Origin of the sequence: Protofrankia sp. Cr1, from assembly GCF_963555865.1 — a bacterium.
Classification (GTDB): domain Bacteria; phylum Actinomycetota; class Actinomycetes; order Frankiales; family Frankiaceae; genus Protofrankia.
The window spans coordinates 1-2,294 of record NZ_CAUVXO010000119.1 but is presented as its reverse complement, the minus strand read 5'-3'; the positions used below and the strand labels follow the sequence as shown (position 1 = coordinate 2,294).

The following is a 2,294-nucleotide window of genomic DNA, read 5'->3' as shown; positions in this document are numbered from 1 at the left end:
GGCCAGGACGACGCCGACCCACGCCGCAACCATGCGAGGGGCGATGCGTGCCGTGCACGCCGCACGGGCCCGCTACGGGGGGCGCAGCATCGTCTGCGCCCACGCATGGGTGAACGGCGGCGAAAGCAGCGAGAGTGAGCGCGACATCACTGTCGGCGGAATGGCGGCCGTCCCAGCGGAACTGTTCAGCGGGATCACCTACACCGCCCTCGGCCATCTCCACCGGCCGCAGACACTGCGTGACGGCCTGCGCTACAGCGGCTCGCCGCTGGCCTACTCGTTCTCGGAGGCATCCGACACCAAGTCGTCTCTGCTGGTCGAGCTGGACGCGACCGGCCTGGCCGGGGTCGAGGAGATCCCGGTACCGGTACACCGCAGGCTCACCCGGCTGCGGGGCCAGCTGGCCGAGCTCATGACCTCGCCCGTCCACGACGCACACGCGGATGACTTCGTCTCGGTCGTGCTCACCGACCCGATCCGCCCGATGGACGCGATGACGACGCTGCAGCGCCGGTTCCCCTTCGCCCTCACCCTGAGCCATGAGCCGGCCGTCGGCCCGGTCGCCGACGGGCTCGATTACCGGCAACGGATCGCAGGGCGCACCGACCTGGCCATCGCCGAGGCCTTCGTCACACACGTACGGGCTGAACCGAGCGAGCGCGAACGGTCGTTGCTGCGGGCCGCGCTGGACGACGCCCGACTATCCGAGGATGCCGCCTGATGCGTCCCCACCGGCTGGAACTCACCGCCTTCGGGGCGTTCCCCGATGGTGTCGAACTGGACTTCGACCGGCTGCGGGCAGGCGGTCTGGTGCTGTTGTGCGGCGAGACCGGCGGGGGGAAGACCACCCTGCTCGACGCGCTCGGGTTCGCCCTGTACGGCACCGTCCCGGGCCTGCGCTCCCGCGCGCGGGACCTGCGGTCGCACCATGCCGATACCAGGACCGAACCGTGGGTCCGGCTGGAGTTCAGCCTGTCCGGTCGGCGCTACCGGATCGCCCGCACCGCCTCCTGGGAACGACCCAAACGCGGCGGAGGCGGCAGCGTGCGGGTGAACCCGACCGCGCTGCTCGAACGGTGGGCCGAGCCCGGCTGGGAGGTTGTGGCCCAGCGCAACGATGACGTGGGTCTGGAGATCAGCCGGCTACTGGGCATGACCGCCGAACAGTTCTTCCAGGTGATCATGTTGCCGCAGGGCCACTTCGCCGATTTCCTGCAGGCCGACCACGATGCCCGGGAACGGTTGCTCAAGCGATTGTTCGGAGTCGACCGGTTCGAGCACGCCGAGCAGTGGCTCGTCGAGCATGCCAAGATCGCGGATGAGAGGGTGACCAGCGCGCGCGGGGAGCTTGCCCGGGTGGTGGCACGCGCAGCGCAAGCCGCGGAGTCGGCGGAACCCGCCGACCCCGAGTCCGACCCGGAATGGGTCGCCCGCCTGGCCGCCGGCGCAGCAGCCGCCGCGACGGCCGCAGGCGATCGGGCCGCTGTTGCGGCGCAAACCCGTCGGCGCGCCGAGGACGCCCTGGAGCAGACTCGCCATCTCGCCGAGCGCCAGTCCGAACGGCGCGACCTGGTCGCGCGGCTTGAAACACTTGAAGCGGAGCTCACCGTGGTGACGACGACGGCCGCGGAACTCGACGCGGCGCAGCGCGCCAATCCGGTGCGCCGTGCCGTTGACCACGTGGAGGAACGCGTGGACAACCTCGAGCAAGCGCGTCGTGTCCAGGAGGCTGGACGCAACCGGCTACGACTGCTCGGTGCCCGCCACGACGCCTCTGTCGACGAGCTGGCGCGGCTGGCCCGCCTCGCCCACACCGACGTGGGACGTCTGGAGCAGCTCTCCCACGTCCTGGCCGGGGCGGAAGCCGACGATGCCGGCGCACAGGCTGCCGACGCCGACGCCGGGACTCATGCGGCAGCGGTCGCCAGGCTCACCGAATACCTGCGGACCGACCTGCCCCAGCAGCGCCAGGTCCTTGACGCCAGGCTGGACCGGGCCCGTGCCGGCGCGGCGGCGCTGCCCGGGGTGCGGGAACAGGCCCGGGTGGCCACAGAACTGGCCATCACCGTGCTGCAACGCCACGACGCCACGGCCCGTGCCCACGAGGCGGAGCGAGCCGCCCGCGACGCCCACACCCGGGCCGGCGACATCCGCCGGCAGCGGTTCGACGCGATCACCGCGGAGCTGGCCGCCGCGCTCGTCGACGACTCCCCCTGCCCGGTCTGCGGGTCGTTCGTGCATCCCGACCCGGCCGAAGTTCGGGCGGACCATGTCAACAAGGACGACGAGCTGGC

The 2,294-nt window shown here is 71.7% G+C and carries 2 protein-coding genes; both read left to right on the top strand.

Annotated elements, in window-relative coordinates; translation table 11 throughout:
* Window positions 1-721, top strand: a 721-nt coding sequence (locus U9980_RS12035; protein ID WP_416210245.1) for an exonuclease SbcCD subunit D C-terminal domain-containing protein, incomplete at its 5' end; no start/stop codon positions are given.
* Window positions 721-2,294 (top strand): AAA family ATPase (locus U9980_RS12030; RefSeq protein ID WP_322767982.1); only part of this gene is annotated, 1,574 nt, incomplete at its 3' end. The genes U9980_RS12035 and U9980_RS12030, both read left to right, overlap by 1 nt.